The organism is Microbacterium sp. CIAB417 (genome assembly GCF_022788845.1).
Genome location: NZ_JAHZUT010000002.1, coordinates 975,838 through 990,830 on the forward strand (window position 1 = coordinate 975,838; position 14,993 = coordinate 990,830).

At 70.5% G+C, this 14,993-nt stretch carries 14 protein-coding genes; 8 read left to right on the forward strand and 6 right to left on the reverse strand.

What is annotated here, in order from left to right; translation table 11 throughout:
• Nucleotides 1-21: 21 nt before the first annotated feature.
• A complete protein-coding gene (locus KYX17_RS11190) occupies nt 22-987 on the reverse strand; it encodes a hypothetical protein (RefSeq protein WP_243227052.1) in 966 nt (321 codons plus the stop codon).
• Nucleotides 988-1,350: 363 nt separating this feature from the next.
• On the opposite strand from KYX17_RS11190, the gene KYX17_RS11195 reads away from it, so the two are divergent.
• Both KYX17_RS11195 and KYX17_RS11200 read left to right on the forward strand, forming a co-directional pair.
• Nucleotides 1,351-2,682, forward strand: coding sequence for a hemolysin family protein (locus tag KYX17_RS11195; RefSeq protein ID WP_243227053.1), 1,332 nt, complete (start codon nt 1,351-1,353; stop codon nt 2,680-2,682).
• On the forward strand, nt 2,679-3,731 hold the full coding sequence (locus KYX17_RS11200) for a hemolysin family protein (RefSeq protein ID WP_243227054.1): 1,053 nt from the start codon (nt 2,679-2,681) through the stop codon (nt 3,729-3,731). The genes KYX17_RS11195 and KYX17_RS11200 overlap by 4 nt, the downstream gene beginning before the upstream one ends.
• A gap of 7 nt (nt 3,732-3,738) precedes the next feature.
• Here the strand turns inward: KYX17_RS11200 and KYX17_RS11205 are convergent, their stop codons facing one another.
• Nucleotides 3,739-4,803 (reverse strand): NADH:flavin oxidoreductase/NADH oxidase, encoded by a 1,065-nt coding sequence (locus KYX17_RS11205; protein ID WP_243227055.1) that lies wholly within the window; start codon nt 4,801-4,803, stop codon nt 3,739-3,741.
• 28 nt (nt 4,804-4,831) lie between these two features.
• Between KYX17_RS11205 and KYX17_RS11210 the strand changes: the two genes are divergently transcribed.
• From KYX17_RS11210 to KYX17_RS11220, 3 genes are all read left to right on the forward strand, one after another.
• Nucleotides 4,832-5,671, forward strand: a complete 840-nt coding sequence (locus KYX17_RS11210) for an NAD(P)H-hydrate dehydratase (RefSeq protein ID WP_243227056.1) — start codon at nt 4,832-4,834, stop codon at nt 5,669-5,671.
• Between the two features lie 110 nt (nt 5,672-5,781).
• Nucleotides 5,782-6,978, forward strand: coding sequence for a hypothetical protein (locus KYX17_RS11215; RefSeq protein WP_243227057.1), 1,197 nt, complete (start codon nt 5,782-5,784; stop codon nt 6,976-6,978).
• A 13-nt stretch (nt 6,979-6,991) separates the two neighbouring features.
• The gene (locus tag KYX17_RS11220) at nt 6,992-7,303 is read left to right on the forward strand and encodes a thiamine-binding protein (protein WP_243227058.1); all 312 of its coding nucleotides are present in this window, start codon (nt 6,992-6,994) and stop codon (nt 7,301-7,303) included.
• A gap of 62 nt (nt 7,304-7,365) precedes the next feature.
• Here the strand turns inward: KYX17_RS11220 and KYX17_RS11225 are convergent, their stop codons facing one another.
• Nucleotides 7,366-7,890: a hypothetical protein gene (locus tag KYX17_RS11225; RefSeq protein ID WP_243227059.1), complete on the reverse strand. Its 525-nt coding sequence runs from the start codon at nt 7,888-7,890 to the stop codon at nt 7,366-7,368.
• 250 nt (nt 7,891-8,140) lie between these two features.
• On the opposite strand from KYX17_RS11225, the gene KYX17_RS11230 reads away from it, so the two are divergent.
• Nucleotides 8,141-9,352, forward strand: coding sequence for an MFS transporter (locus KYX17_RS11230; protein WP_249223561.1), 1,212 nt, complete (start codon nt 8,141-8,143; stop codon nt 9,350-9,352).
• A gap of 9 nt (nt 9,353-9,361) precedes the next feature.
• Here the strand turns inward: KYX17_RS11230 and KYX17_RS11235 are convergent, their stop codons facing one another.
• Both KYX17_RS11235 and KYX17_RS11240 read right to left on the reverse strand, forming a co-directional pair.
• The gene (locus tag KYX17_RS11235) at nt 9,362-10,567 is read right to left on the reverse strand and encodes a homoserine O-acetyltransferase (RefSeq protein ID WP_243227061.1); all 1,206 of its coding nucleotides are present in this window, start codon (nt 10,565-10,567) and stop codon (nt 9,362-9,364) included.
• 113 nt (nt 10,568-10,680) lie between these two features.
• Nucleotides 10,681-12,003, reverse strand: a complete 1,323-nt coding sequence (locus KYX17_RS11240) for a bifunctional o-acetylhomoserine/o-acetylserine sulfhydrylase (RefSeq protein WP_243227062.1) — start codon at nt 12,001-12,003, stop codon at nt 10,681-10,683.
• A 158-nt stretch (nt 12,004-12,161) separates the two neighbouring features.
• Here KYX17_RS11240 and KYX17_RS11245 point away from each other — a divergent pair, with 158 nt between their 5' ends.
• Both KYX17_RS11245 and KYX17_RS11250 read left to right on the forward strand, forming a co-directional pair.
• A complete protein-coding gene (locus tag KYX17_RS11245; protein WP_243227063.1) occupies nt 12,162-12,941 on the forward strand; it encodes an SDR family oxidoreductase in 780 nt (259 codons plus the stop codon).
• A 272-nt stretch (nt 12,942-13,213) separates the two neighbouring features.
• Nucleotides 13,214-13,486: a hypothetical protein gene (locus tag KYX17_RS11250; protein WP_243227064.1), complete on the forward strand. Its 273-nt coding sequence runs from the start codon at nt 13,214-13,216 to the stop codon at nt 13,484-13,486.
• A 9-nt stretch (nt 13,487-13,495) separates the two neighbouring features.
• On the opposite strand, the gene KYX17_RS11255 is transcribed toward KYX17_RS11250, so the two are convergent.
• A complete protein-coding gene (locus KYX17_RS11255; protein WP_243227065.1) occupies nt 13,496-14,983 on the reverse strand; it encodes an MFS transporter in 1,488 nt (495 codons plus the stop codon).
• Nucleotides 14,984-14,993 lie beyond the last annotated feature (10 nt).

The window sequence follows — 14,993 nt, forward strand, 5'->3', positions numbered from 1 at the left end:
GCAGAAGTGTGGCGGCAGCGGCTAGCCGAGCGGACGAGGCCGCGATGTCGGGAGTCCGGCGCCGCGGAGGATGTCGTACAGGCGCCGCGGGTCGTCGAGATCACCGGTGCGCCACCGCGAGAACCCGCTGACGACACGCCGCAGGGCGTCCTCTCGATCCTTCTCCGCCGCGAGGGACTGCAGGGGCGTGCGTCCGCTTTCGCGAGCGCGGGTGAAGTACTTGCCGAGGCCGTCGAACTCGCCGATGTGGTCGTGCTGCGGCCAGAAGAAGTCGGCGATGTACAGCGCGCCGTCGGTGAGGCGGATGCGGTGCTGGATCACCGGCTGCGGGAATCCGAGCTCCGCGATCAGCACTCTGCTCTGGCTCTCGCGGACGTTGGCCGCGCCGTCCCGCGCGAACGCGACCGCGCGATGGATGCGGGCCAGCCCGCGGCGCCGTCGTGCGACCACACGCTCGTGCACCTGCGCGAACGTGGCGAGCGCCCCACCGGAACGCCCGCTCCAGATCGCCTGGTCGATCGCGGCGACTCCCTGGAGGAACGGACCGGATGCGGCGAGATCGACCGCGGTCTGCGCCGGGCTGGTCACGAAGCAGTCGCCCCAGGGCAGGATCTCCACCTCCGCCATCGCTCGCGTGTGCCGTCGCATCAGTCCGGTGGAGCGTCCTCCCGCATCCGCCTCGACGGAGACATCCAGCCGCGCCGGCCACTCGCCCAGCGTGTCGATGCCGTGCACCGCGGCTGCGGCGTGGTGGCTGAAGACGGTGCCCGAGGCGACGCGGACCGATGCCTCCCAGACGCGCTGTGCGTGGCGGGCCATCGGCGTGAGCTCGCGCCACCTGGCGCCGTCGACGAAGACGCCGGGTGCGGCACGCACGACGTCCCCGGTGTCGATCTCTCGTCGCAGCTGCCGCTCGTCGAGCCGGTCGAAGGGCTCGTCGCGTCGTCGGCGGAGTCCGGTGAGCGGAGGAGTGTCGCGCCACGTCATGCGGCCATGGTGCGGTGCGCCGCGAGGTCGGCGGGCGCCGCATCCGTCCCCGTAGGAGGACGCGCCGCATCCGTCGGACGGGGGAGGAGGGGTCAGTACGTATGGGCGTGTTTCGCCTGTCGCCTCGGGCTACACATGTGCGCAACTGCCACAGGAATCATCTGTCGCAAGTGCGCAGAACTGTGGCGGTTGCGCACATGCGACGCAACTCGGGCAGAAGGGGCGGGGCGGGCGGGCCGCGGAGTGCACAGGAACGGAACGGCGGGGGCGGGGCTCCCGTAGACTGTCCGGCACGATGGACGACCCTCCCAGTTGCAGACGATGGCCCCACCGACCCGCCTCCCCCGAGGGAGGTGACGTGTGATGGATTACGTCATGCTGGGCGTGGGGCTCTTGCTCACGATCGGAACCGGTCTGTTCGTCGCCAGCGAGTTCGCGCTGGTCAACCTCGACCGTGCCGACCTCGAAGCGCGCAGGGATGCGGGTGAGTCGCGGCTCGCGATGACCATCAGCGCGCTGCGCATCACCTCGACCCATCTGTCGAGCGCGCAGCTGGGCATCACGCTGACGACGTTGCTCACCGGTTACACGATGGAGCCGGCGATCTCCAACCTCCTGCGCCCCGTGCTGGCCGGGTGGGGCGTGCCGGAGGCGATCGTGGTCGGGCTCGCGGCCACGATCGGTATCGCCATCGCCACGGTCTTCTCGATGATCCTGGGCGAGCTGGTCCCCAAGAACTTCGCGCTCGCGATCCCGCGCCAGACGGCGAAGCTGGTCATGCCGTTCCAGGTCGCGTTCACGACCGTGTTCCGCCCCGCGGTGTCCGTGCTCAACGGCAGCGCGAACGGCATCCTGCGCTCCATCGGCATCGAACCGAAGGAAGAGCTCTCGGGAGCACGCACCGCCGAAGAGCTCTCCAGCCTCGTGCGCCGATCGGCGAGCGCCGGCGTGCTGGAGGAGGACACGGCGTCGCTGCTGGATCGCAGCCTCACCTTCGCGCGACTGACCGCCGACGACGTGATGACGCCGCGTCCCCGCGTGCACGCGGTCGCCGCATCCGACTCGGCGAACGACGTCATCCAGCTCGCCCGCAAAACCGGGCACAGCCGCTTCCCCGTCTTCGGCGAGTCCATGGACGACATCGTCGGGATCGTGCACCTGAAGGCCGCCGTCGGTGTGCCGCGAGATCGCCGCACCGAGGTGCCGGCCGCCGCCCTCGCCACCGAGCCGCTGCGGGTGCCGGAGACCGTGCACCTCGATCAGCTCGTCGCCGAGCTCCGCGCCCGGGGCTATCAGATGGCGGTCGTGCTCGACGAGTACGGCGGGACGGCGGGGGTGGTCACCCTCGAAGACCTCGTCGAGGAGATCGTGGGCGAGGTGCTCGACGAACACGACCGTCGCCGGGCCGAGATCGTGCGCGGGGCGGACTCGCTCACCGTGTCGGCGGCGCTGCGCCCCGACGAGGTGCTCGATCGCACCGGCATCCGCGTGCCCGAGGGTGAGGTCTACGACACGCTCGGCGGCTTCCTCATGGCCGAGCTCGGCCGCATCCCGGCCGTCGGCGACGAGGTCGAGATCGAAGACGGCACCCTCGCCGTCGTGCGCATGGACGGTCGCCGTGTCGACCGTGTGCGGTTCACCCCCAAGCCCGTCCCCGAGGATGCGGACACCGACGAGCAGGAGCGGACCCGATGAACGACTGGGCGGGAATCCTCTGGTTGGTCGTGCTGCTGGCGTTCAACGCGTTCTTCGTCGGTGCGGAGTTCGCCGTCATCTCGGCGCGGCGCTCGCAGATCGAGCCGCTCGCAGAGAAGGGCTCGCGATCTGCCAAGACCGCACTGTGGGCCATGGAGCACGCGACGCTCATGCTCGCGACGTGCCAGCTCGGCATCACGATCTGCTCGCTGCTGATCCTGAACGTCTCGGAGCCGGCGATCCACCACTTGCTGGCGGTGCCGCTGGAGCTGACCGGATGGGGCGAGGCAGCCGTCGACGTCATCGCGTTCGTCGTCGCGCTCGTGCTGGTGTCGTACCTGCACGTTGTCTTCGGCGAGATGGTGCCGAAGAACCTGGCCTTCTCCGTGCCCGACCGGGCGGTGCTGATGCTGGCGCCGCCGCTCGTGTGGGTGTCGCGGGTGTTCCACCCCGTCATCGTCACGCTGAACTGGATCGCCAACCACGTGGTGCGCCTGTTCCGTGTGGAGCCGAAGGACGAGGCCGCCTCGACCTTCACGCTCGAAGAGGTGGCCACGATCGTCAACCAGTCGCGCATCGAGGGCGTTCTCGAGGACGCCTCGGGAACGGTCTCGGCGGTCGTCGAGTTCACCGACAAGGATGCGGGCGACGTCGCCGTCCCGCTCGCGGATCTGGTGACGCTGCCGCAGCTGACGACTCCGGACGAGATCGAACGCGCTGTCGCCCGGCACGGCTTCTCGCGCTACGTGATCGTCGACGACGAGGGGATGCCGGTCGGATACGTGCACCTGAAGGATGTGCTGCGTGTCGCCGAGGACGGTGTCGACCCCTCGGTCGATCGTCCGATCCCGGCCAAGCGGATCCACCACATGGTGCAGGTGCAGGAGACGACCGACCTCGAGGATGCGCTGGCGGCCATGCGCCGGGCGGGGCGTCACCTCGCCCAGGTGCGCGACGCTCAGGGCAACACGACCGCCGTCCTCTTCCTGGAAGACGTCATCGAGGAGCTGATCGGCGAAGTGCAGGACGCGACGCGCCGCGGCCGCTGAGCAGGTCTCAGCGGCGCCGCGCGGCGCGCTCGTACTGCGGCGGCCAGGGGCCGACGACGCCGAGCTCGTCGGCTGCGCGGAGTGCGAAGTGCGGATCGCGGAGCCATTCCCGGGCGGCCATGATCGCGTCCGCGTCGCCGTCCTGCAGCACCTGCTCGGCCTGCGCGCCGGTCTCGATGAGCCCGACGGCGCTGACGGCGAGTCCCTCGTCGCGCACGCGCCTGGCCAGCGGCACCTGGTAGCCGGGGCCGACGGTGATGTCTTGGTGGGCGACGAGTCCGCCGGAGGAGATGTCGAAGAAGTCGGCTCCTGCCTCCGCGGCCCAGACGGCGACCTGCGCGGTCTCCTCGATGTCCCAGCCGCCCTCAGCCCAGTCGGTGCCGGAGAAACGGACGAACACCGGAAGCTCGCCCGCCGCCTCGCGCACCGCGGCGACGACACGCAGCAGAAGGCGTGCCCGGTTGACGAGCGGACCGCCGAACTCGTCGGTGCGGTGGTTGGACAGCGGCGAGAGGAACTCGTGCAACAGGTAGCCGTGCGCCGCGTGGACCTCGAGGACGTCGAAGCCCGCCTCCACGGCGCGGCGTGCGGCGGAGGCGAAGGAGGCGACGAGCGCATCGATCTCGTCGAGCGTGAGCTCGCGCGGGGTGGCATAGCCCTCGAACGCGATCGCCGAAGGCGCGACGGCTTCCCACCCGCCGGCCTCGGCCGGCACGGTGCCGCGGTGCCCCGAGAAGGGCGAGTAGGTCGATGCCTTGCGTCCGGCGTGGGCGAGCTGGATGCCGGCGGCCGCGCCACGGGCGTGGATCGCGGTCACGATGGGCGCCCAGGCGTCGCGCTGCTCGTCGGAGTAGATGCCCGTGTCCTCGGGGGAGATCCGGCCCTCGGGTGACACTGCGGTCGCCTCGCTGATGACCAGCCCCGCGCCGCCGGAGGCGAACTGGGCGAGATGCACGTGGTGCCACTCGCCCGGGAAGCCGTCCTTCGCGCTGTACTGGCACATGGGTGCGACCCACAGACGGTTGCGGAACTCGACGCCTCGGATCGTGTAGGGGCTGAACAGCGCGGTCACGGTACTCCTTCGCGGATAGGGTGGCGCCATGACGGCGATCGAACAGGATGCGGCGCGCACCGCGCGCATCCTTCGCATGCCAACAGCGGACGATGACAAGTATTCCCGGGGCGTGGTGGGCCTGCGCACCGGCTCGGCGGACTACCCGGGCGCGGCGGTGCTCGGGGTGAGCGCTGCGTGGCACACCGGATGCGGGATGGTGCGCTACATCGGCCCCTCTCGAGCCGCCGACATGGTGCTCGCACGCAGACCCGAAACGGTCACGGCGCCCGGCCGGGTTCAGGCCTGGGTGATCGGTTCGGGCACGGATGCCGCGTCCCGCGACGCCGCCGAGACCGAGGCCCTGCGCGCGGTGCTCGCAGGCCGCGAGCCCGTCGTCGTCGACGCGGGCGCGCTGGATCTGGCGCCCGATGCCACGGCTGCGAGGATCCTCACCCCTCACGCGCGGGAGTTCGCCCGGCTTCGTGAGGCCATCGGGCTCGCGCCGATGGGCGACCGGGAGGCAGAGGCCCGCCAGACCGCTCACGAGATGGGGGCGGTCGTGCTGCTGAAGGGCGCCGTCACTCTCGTCGCGGATCCCGACGGCGGCCTTCGCCGCATCCGGTCCGGGGTGCCGTGGCTCGCCACGGCCGGCACGGGAGACGTGCTCGCCGGCGCGATCGGTGCGCTCGTCGCGGGCGCGGTCGCCGTGGGCGATGCCACCCCGGAACGCCTCGCGGATGCGGCAGCGGCAGCTGCCTGGTTGCACGGGCGCGCAGGCGCGCTGGCCTCCGGGCGGTGGGGAAGCCGGGGCGGTCCGATCGCTGCGTTGGATGTCGCAGACCACCTGCCGCGCGCGGTCGCGGAGGCGCTCGCCTCCCACCGCTGATCAGGAAGCTCCACAGCGTGCCCCGTAGGATGAGGCGCGTGTCGAGACGGGCTCTGTTGTGGATTGCTTTCCTCGTCGTCCATATCGGGGTCTCCGTTCTCGGATGGGTCATGCCCAACGAACCCATGGGCGACGTCTATCGGGTGTACGAGCCGTGGTCGGGGGCATACCTCAACGGCGGCTGGTGGCCGCAGATCGACACGGCGACGGGCCAGCAGGTCAGCGCGTACTACGGCTTCGTCGGGCTCACCGACGCGTGGGTCTATCCGCAGCTCGCGATGCTGCCGATGCTCGCCACGTGGCTGTTCGCCTGGGCGGTCTCATACACGCCGGCGTGGGCGATCATGGTGGGCCTCGTGGACGCGGCGGCGTTCGCCGTCCTCGTGGGACGCGCACGTTCGCGCGGCCGCGTCACGGCGGCCTGGTTCTGGCTCGCGTTCATCGCGCTGATGGGCCCGGTCGCGCTGTACCGGTTGGATGCGGTCACGGTGCCGCTGGGCATCATGGGAGCGCTGTGGCTGGTCGGTCGCCCATGGCTCGGCGCCGCGCTTCTCGCGGTGGCGACGTGGATCAAGGTGTGGCCGGCTGCCATCCTGGCGGCCGCGGTCATCGCCGTCCGTCGCCGTCTTGCCGTGATCGGTGCGGCCGCCGCCGTCAGCGGCGTGACCCTCGGGGCCGTCGTGCTGCTGGGCGGCGCGGCGTACGCCTTCGGCTTCGTCAGCGATCAGACCGGTCGAGGTCTGCAGGTGGAGTCGCCCGTCAGCACCTTCTACCTGTGGGACGCGATGCTCGGCGGACCCTCGCAGATCTTCTACGACCCCGATCTGCTGACGTTCGAGGTGTCGGGGCCCGCCGTCAACCCGGTGATCGCCGTCATGACGCCGTTGCTGGCCGTCGGGGTGCTGGGCATCGCCGCATTGGGTGCGTACAAGATGTGGCGCGGCGCTCACTTCAGCGCCGTCTTCCCCACGCTCTCGCTCGCCCTCGTCGCGGCGTTCATCGCTCTGAACAAGGTCGGCTCGCCGCAGTACATGGTCTGGCTGAGCGTGCCGCTGGTGATCGCCCTGGTGCTGGATCGCAGGCGCTGGTTCGGTCCCGCCGTTCTCGTGCTCGCGATCGCCGGGGCGACGCAGATCATCTACCCCATGGTCTACTTCGACCTGCTGGTGGCGTTGCCGTTCCCGGTCGTGGTCATCACGATCCGCAACATCCTGCTCGTCGTGATCGCCGCATGGGCGGTGGTCAAGCTCGCTCGGGTGCGTACGCGCTCCAGCTTCGCCCGCAAGCCCGGCGTCTTCGCCGGCTGACGAAAGGACCGGCATGCTCATCGCCTTCTCCGTCGCCCCGAGCGGCACGGGCCGCGCGGACGGCTCCGTGCACGACGCCGTCGCCGCAGCCGTGAAGGTCGTGCGCGATTCCGGGCTGCCCCACCGAACCGGCTCCATGTTCACCGAGATCGAGGGGGAGTGGGATGAGGTGTTCGCCGTCGTGAAGGCGGCCACCGACGCCGTGCTGCCCTTCGGCTCGCGCGTCTCGCTCGTGGTGAAGGCCGACATCCGGCCCGGCTACACGGGCGAGCTGGACGGCAAGATCGAGCGCCTCGAGCGTGCGATAGAGGATGCGGCCGGCTGAGTCTTCGCGACCCCGTCTCACCGATCGCCGCGCGAACGGGCGCCGCTGCCTCGAGGTTCAAGTCAGTCGCCGGGCAGTCCTGACATGGCCGCGGAGAGGGCCTGCTCCGCCTTCGCTTCTCGTCGGGCCACCCAGGCCTCGTCCAGATCGAAGTCGCTGGTGGGCGGGTAGGGCGCATTGTTGATCTGGGCAGACCAGAGTGCTCTGGCGAACCGTGCCATCCGAATGCACATATCAATTGCCTTGACGTGGCCCGAGTCTCCGCCCGCGTTCGGGTTGGACGCCTCGATCTGGTCATGGTCGCTCTCTCGCCAGAGGGCGGCGCTGTAGAAGTGCTCGAACGCGTCCTCGTACTGGGCAGTAGCCATGAACTGCCACGCGTAGAGCTCCATGCCGTGGTACTCGGCATTGTTCTTGATCGGGTGGCGCGTATCGAGGCTGCTGAGGCCCTTGCTGGTTCCCGCCCACTCACGTGTGCCGTCCGCCGAGGCTGTCCAGACCCCCATCCCGCGTCCGGCAGGGAACCGCTTCTGAAAGGCAGCGTTCGCCGCTGCAATGTCCTCATCGGTCCAAAGTGTGCTCAGCACGGGTGCCTCCCCTTTCAATACGCTGAGGTAGAGGTGCCCCGAGAAGTCGGGTCCCGGCCGGTCGCAGACATGCCCACATTGCTCGCGCATGCAGTCCAGCGCGTGCGCCCACCATCCACCCGCGAGCTCGACTCTAGCTGTATCGACTAGCAGTACGGATGCGGTCCGTTGGGCGAAACGATTCGGCGACCGTGGTCCGCGTGACTAGCATGTTCCGGTGACCTCTTCGACACGGACGAAGGGGGCGGCGATGTGGGCGCTCCTCTCTCTCGCCATCGGCAGCTTCGGCATCGGCATGACCGAGTTCACGGTCATGGGGCTGCTGCCCGACATCGCGGGTGCGCTTCTGCCGAGTCAGTCGGCTGCGGACCCGGACGCCGCCATCGCCCAGGCTGGCTGGCTGATCAGCCTCTACGCGCTCGGCGTCGTCGTCGGTGCGCCGACGATCGCGGGGCTCGTCGCGCGGTTCCCGCGCCACCGGGTGATGGTCGTCCTCGCCCTGGCGCTGACCGTGTTCAACGCCCTCACCGTGATCGCACCGAACTTCGAGCTCGTCGCGGTCTCGCGCTTTCTGGCGGGGCTCCCGCACGGTGCGTACTTCGGCATCGGTGCGCTGGTCGCGGCCGACGTGCTCGGTCCCGGCCGGCGCGCACAGGGAGTCGCCTTCGTGCTGACGGGGCTCACGGTAGCGAATGTCATCGGAGTGCCCGCGGGGACCTACCTCGGACAGCAGTTCGGATGGCGCGTCGCGTTCGGCGTCGTCGCCGCGATCTTCGCGCTCGCCACGATCTGCATCACCCTCTTCGTGCCGCGCGCGCCGGGACGGCCGGGGCGCACGCTCCGGGCGGAGCTGGGCGTCTTCCGCATCCCGCAGGTGTGGTTCACCCTCGGAATCGGCTCGATCGGCTTCGGCGGCTTCTTCGCGGTGTACAGCTACGTGGCCCCGCTCGTGACCGAGGTCGCCGATGCGCCGCAGGCGGTCGTGCCGCTCGTGCTCGTCGGCATGGGACTCGGGATGACGGTCGGCAATCTGCTGGGCGGGCACCTGTCCGACGTCAATCTGCGCCGGACACTGCTGCTCGGGCTCGCCGTGCTGGCCGTGTCGCTGGCCGTTCTCGCCCTGACCGCCGTCTGGATCTGGGCGCTCGCGATCATGGTGTTCGTGGTGGGTGCCGTCTCGTCGGCGCTCAGCCCCGCGATTCAGACGCGACTCATGGATGTGGCGGGCGACAACCAGTCGATCGCCGCCGCGCTGAACCACTCGGCGCTCAACATCGGCAACAGCCTCGGCGCCGCTCTGGGCGGTGCGGTCATCGCCGCGGGCTGGGGCTTCGTGGCGCCGCCCTGGGTGGGGGCCGCTCTCGCCGCCGCGGGACTCGCGATCGCCTTCACCGCGTACGGGGTCGAACGTCGCCGGGGTGTTCCGATCGTCTACGCGCACTCCTCGACGTCCGCTGAGTGACGGCGGAGCCTAGGCGCCCAGAAGCCGGCCCAGGTGGTGGGCCACCGCATCCGTCTCGATGAGGAAGCCGTCGTGGCCGTAGTCGCTCGTGATGACGACTGCTCGGTCGCCGTCGAGCGTGTGGCGGATGCCGTGGGCGATGCGGTGCTGTCCCTCGACGGGGAAGAGGCGGTCGCTGTCGATTCCGAGCACGAGGGTGGTGGCGGTGATGCGTCCCAGGGCGTCTTCGACGCCGCCGCGGTCGCGTCCGACGTCGTGGGAGTTCATCGCCTCGACGAGGGTGAGGTAGCTGTTCGCGTCGAAGCGGCGCGTGAACTTGTTGCCGTGGAAGTCGAGGTAGGATTCCACCGCGAACCGGCCGCCGCGCCCCAGCGGGCTCACCCCGGACTGCCAGGAGCGCTGGAAGCGCAGGTTCAGTTCGGTGGGGCTCCGATAGTTCAGCAGGGCCATGCGCCGCGCGAGCGCGAGACCCCGGTGGGGTCCCTCGCCGGCGGGCGCGTCGTAGTAGTCGCCGCCGGCGTATCCCGGGTCGATGCGGATGGCCTCGAGCTGCACCGAGTTCAGGGCGATCTGGTCGGCCGTGGTCAGCGGGGGAGCCGCGAGAACCGCCAGGCGCTCGACCCGCTCGGGGTAGCTCGCGCCCCACTCGAGCGCGTGCATGCCGCCCATGGAGCCGCCGACGACGGCGCGCCAGCTGCCGATGCCGAGCTCGTCCGCCAGCAGCGCCTGGGCCGCGATCTGGTCGCGGATCGTCAGGTACGGGAAGCGCGCACCCCATTCGGTGCCGTCGGGCGCGATGGTCGCGGGCCCGGTCGAACCCTGGCAGCCGCCGAGCATGTTGGGGGCGACGACGAACCAGCGGTCCGTGTCGATCGCCGCACCCGGACCGACGATCTCGTCCCACCATCCGTCGGTGGGGTGGGCTCTGCCGGCCTCGCCGCGCACGTGGCTGTCACCGGTCAGCGCGTGCAGGATGAGGATCGCGTTGTCGCCCGCGGGGGAGAGCTCGCCCCACGTCTCATACGCCAGGCGTGCGACGGGGAGCACGGCCCCGTTCTCGGTGCGGAAGCCGCGGAAGGCCGCGAACCGGCGGTCTCCTGCCGGGTCGCCGTCGCGCCACGCCCCGCTGGCCGGCGGCCGGCCGCGGGCGAGCCGGGCGTCCGCCTCCGTGACAGGAGCGCTGGGCACCGTGTCCTCGGAGGTCTGCCAGTCCATCCCTCCATTGTCCCGGGGTCCTCGCGCGTCCGCGTCCGTGTTACGTCACAGCCGCGGTGCCGGAACGCACGAACGCCCCGGATGCGGCATCCGGGGCGTTCGTGTCAGGCGGTTCAGGCGCGCGCGGCCTCCGAGGCACGGCGGGCGGCGGCGAGCGCGCTCTCGAGGTCCGCCTTGAGGTCGGCGACGTTCTCGAGGCCGACCGACAGGCGCACGAGGCCCGGCGTGACACCGGCCGTGAGCTGCTGCTCAGGCGTGAGCTGCGAGTGCGTCGTGGAGGCGGGGTGGATCACGAGCGAGCGCACGTCGCCGATGTTGGCGAGGTGGCTGAACAGCGTGAGGTTGTCGACGAAGGCGCGTCCGGCGCCCACGCCGCCCTTGAGCTCGAACGAGAGCACCGCGCCGACGCCCTTCGGGGCGTACTGGTTGGCGGCGGCATACCAGGGTGAGGTCGGAAGACCCGAGTAGTTCACCGAGGCGACGTCGTCCTGGTTCTCGAGCCACTCCGCGATCTCCTGCGCGTTCTGCACGTGGCGCTCGACCCGCAGCGAGAGGGTCTCGATGCCCTGCAGCAGCAGCCAGGCGCTGATCGGGGCGATCGCGGCGCCGAGGTCGCGCAGCAGCTGCACGCGGGCCTTGGTGACGTAGGCGACGCCGTCGCCCAGCGCACCCGTGTAGCTGAGACCGTGGTACGAGGGGTCGGGCTCGGTGAGCTCGGGGAAGCGGTCGACGTGCTGCGACCACGGGAAGCGGCCGCCGTCGACGATGACACCGCCGATCGTCGTGCCGTGACCGCCGAGGAACTTCGTCGCGGAGTGCACGACGATGTCGGCGCCGAACTCGAAGGGACGGATGAGGTACGGGGTGGCGATCGTGTTGTCGACGATCAGGGGAATGCCGGCCTCGTGCGCGACGTCGGAGACCGTGCGGATGTCGAGGACGTTGATCTTCGGGTTGCCGACGGTCTCGGCGAAGAACAGCTTGGTGTTGGGGCGGACCGCGCGACGCCACTCCTCGGGGTCGTCCTGGTTCTCGACGAAGGTCGTGGTGATGCCCAGCTTGGCGAGCGTGTACTTGAAGAGGTTGTAGGTGCCGCCGTAGATCGAGCTGGAGGACACGATGTGGTCGCCCGCTCCGGCGATGTTCAGCACGGCGAACGTCTCGGCCGCCTGACCCGAGGCGACCAGCAGCGCTGCCGTGCCTCCCTCGAGCGCGGCGACGCGCTCCTCAACGACGCTCTGCGTGGGGTTGATGATGCGGGTGTAGACGTTGCCAGGCTCGGCCAGCGAGAAGAGGTTCGCGGCGTGATCGGCGTTGTCGAACACGTACGACGTGGTCTGGTAGATCGGGGTCGCGCGGGCCTTGGTGGTGGGATCCGGTGCGGCGCCGGAGTGGATCTGCTTGGTCTCGAAGAGCCAGTTCTCGGGTGCGGACATCACGTGCTCCTAAGTCTGCGGGTGCCGCGGCGGCTGTCGCGGACATCACGAGGCTAGAGGGGCGCGGCGCGGGCGACAACGTCCGAGAAACGCGGGGTAACAACGGCGCGGGCCGGCCGTGTAACACCCGGTTCACCGCGAGGGCCTAGCGTGAGTGCATGGCGAACAGACGAGCAGTGGTGACGGGTGCGAGCACGGGGATCGGCGAGGCGACCGCACGGCGCCTCCGCGCCGACGGGTGGGAGGTGGTCGCTGTCGCGCGTCGCGCCGAGCGGCTCGCCGCCCTGGAGGCCGACACCGGCGCCGTGGCGTACGCGGCCGATCTGACCGTCGAGGCCGATGTGCGGGCGCTCGCCGCCTGGCTCGCCGCATCCGGCCCGCTGCACGCTCTCGTGCAGGTCGCCGGCGGCGCGCGGGGCGTCGACGACGTCGCCGACGGCAATCCCGACGACTGGCGATGGATGTACGAGGCCAACGTGCTGTCGACCCAGCGCCTGGTCGCGCTGCTGCTGCCCCAGCTGCGGCGGGCGGCCGCATCCGACGGCCACGCCGACACGCTGTTCGTGACCTCGACGGCCGCGCAGGTCGCGTACCAGGGCGGCGGCGGGTACAACGCCGCGAAGGCGGCCGAGAGCATGCTCGTCAAGGCGCTGCGACTCGAGCTCAACGGCGAACCGATCCGCGTGAGCGAGGTGGCTCCGGGGATGGTCTACACCGAGGAGTTCTCATTGAACCGGCTCGGCGGCGATCGGGATGCGGCAGACGCTGTCTACCGCGGCGTCGAGAACCCGCTGACCCCGGACGACGTCGCCGACGTCATCGCGTACGCGCTGGGCGCGCCGGGCCACGTGAACCTCGACCTCGTGACGGTGCGACCCGTCGCGCAGTCCGCGCAGCACCTCGTCGCCCGCGAGCCGCTGCGCGTGCGCGAGGGCTGAGCGCGTGAGCGCACCGGCGCTCGGCGTCGACGCGCTGACCGCGAGGCCCGGAGGGCGCGAGCACCTACCACCCCGGACCGTTTCCTGCCGGGCTGCCGACACGGAGCTATCGCGGTCGGCTCGTCCAGACGCGCGCCCTGCGGCGGGCTACGCCCGCGGGACGCCTCATCGAGTGGTCGGACTTCGAGCAGGACTGGGGGACGAGCGCGTATGGCCACAACCAGTTCGGCGGGTGGATCCGTATCGGTCTTAGCCGTCCGCTGCCCCGCACCGTGCTTCGGCCGGCGCACAGCGACGCGCGCGCCCTGGCCACCGAACCCGGGCCCGCACAGCGCGAGCCTTTCGAGGAGGACAACCTTTCGTTCGCGCGGGCCCTCCTGGCCGAGATGGAAGGGTGGGACGTCGAGATCATCGACGATGTACTGCTCATGACGCGCTCTCGGGACGTCGTGACGACGGACCCCGACGAGTGGTCGGAGATCCTCCGCGTCACGGCCGCCGTGGTCGACAGGCTCGAGGAGCGGGAGCGTCGCCGCGCGGACTGATCCTCGGGCTCAGCGCGCGGTCGTGCCCCCGGATGCGGCCGCGTGCGCCGTGGCCTCGGTGTCGGTGTCGGCGAAGGCCACCTTGGGGACGACGACGAGCACCGCGGCGGCGGCGAAACCACCGGCGGCGCAGACGATCCACACCGTGATGTAACCGCCGAGGGATGCGGCGGTCGAGCTCGCGACGGCACCCGCGCCGACCGCGAGCACGACGCCGAACACGGCCGAGGCGAAAGTGCCGCCGATCGTCTTGGTCGTGTTGGTCAGCGCGGAGGCGATGCCGGTCTGGCCCCGCGGCGCCGCGGCCGCAGCGGCGGCGGGCAGTGCGGCCACGAGCGCGCCCGAGCCGAGGCCCGCGATCGACAGGCTCATGAGCACCTGCCACAGCTCCCGATGCAGCGGGAGGAACAGCAGGTAGCCGACGCCCACCAGCAGAGCCGCTCCGATGAGCACGATGCGCGGGCTGGCTCGCCGAGAGGTGATCGAGAAGATCACGGCGCCGACGATGAGGGAGACCAGATACACGCCGATCACATTGGAGCGCCCGGTGGCATCGAGGCCCAGTCCGTAGCCGAGCGAGGCATCGGTGCCCGCGTACGTCGACAGCGGACCTTGCGCGCCGAGCAGGCTGATGCCCACCAGGGCGGCCGTGGCCTGTACCGGCCACATCTCAGGCCTGCGCAGGACGCGGATGTCGACGGCGGGATCCTCTTGGCGAAGCTCGAACCGCACGAACCAGACGAAGGCGGCGATGCCCGCAGCGAGCAGCAGCCACGTCCAGACGAAGCCGGGGCCGTTGATGCGGAGGAAGGTGAGGGCGCCGGTGACGAGCAGCAGCGCGAGTGCGAGGATGACGAAGCCCCCCGCATCCAGTCGGCGTCCGGGAACCGGCTCGGATTCGGGAACGCCCAGCCAGATCACGACGCCGATCAGCGTCACGGCGATCGCCGGCAGCATGAGGGTCAGAGACAGGTTCTCGGCCGTGGCTGCGAACAGACGCCCGGCCGCCAGCGCACCCATGATGGCGCCGGCCTGAAGTCCCACCACGAGAAGACCGGCTGCTCGGCGGGTGGCGGACACCCCGCGGCCCTGCCGGCGGCCGCGCTCGAAGATCAGCGCGATCTCGAGCGGCAGCCAGACCACGTAGAAGCCCTGCAGCGCCCACGCGATCAGGAAGCTCCAGAAGGTGCCCGCGAAGGCGATCCACCACGTGGCGCCGGCGGTGAGGATCGTGGCGACCAACAGGATGCGCTTGTGCCCGTACATGTCGCCGAGCTTCGCCATGACCGGAACGACGAGTGCCGACAGCAGCAGCTGCGCGGCCTCGAACCAGTTGACGTCGGCGTCGTGGACGCCCAGATGCACCACGATGTCGCTGAACAGGGGCACGTAGTAGCCCTGCAGGATGCCGCTGACGATCTCGACGAGGATGAACCAGCCGATCAGGCCCGCCGTGATGCCGAGCGCCGATCGACCGGGGGCGCGGGTGCCGGTCATGGCGAAACGC